At 35.5% G+C, this 203-nt stretch carries 1 pseudogene; it reads right to left on the bottom strand.

The features are described 5' to 3' along the window. A pseudogene (locus BAQ48_RS01045) lies at window positions 1-203 on the bottom strand (RNA-guided endonuclease InsQ/TnpB family protein); the annotation flags it as partial.

The following is a 203-nucleotide window of genomic DNA, read 5'->3' as shown; positions in this document are numbered from 1 at the left end:
CTCATTGGTTTGGTTTTCACCAATTTAGCTGTTGCTTGATGGATATGGTTATTTCGGATATTCGTAATTTTCCTAGATAACCGCAGGTGCTCAGCTTTCGCTTTTTCATATCCGACAGATTGAATTTTTACACCTTTTTTAAATCTCCTAGACATATCTCTTTGTGCTGACTTTTTCCTTTTCAAAAGTTTTTTAACCTTGGC

The organism is Bacillus luti, from assembly GCF_001884105.1.
Lineage (GTDB): Bacteria > Bacillota > Bacilli > Bacillales > Bacillaceae_G > Bacillus_A > Bacillus_A luti.
Note: the sequence above shows the minus strand (reverse complement) of the source record. Positions and strands in the feature narration are given on the sequence as shown.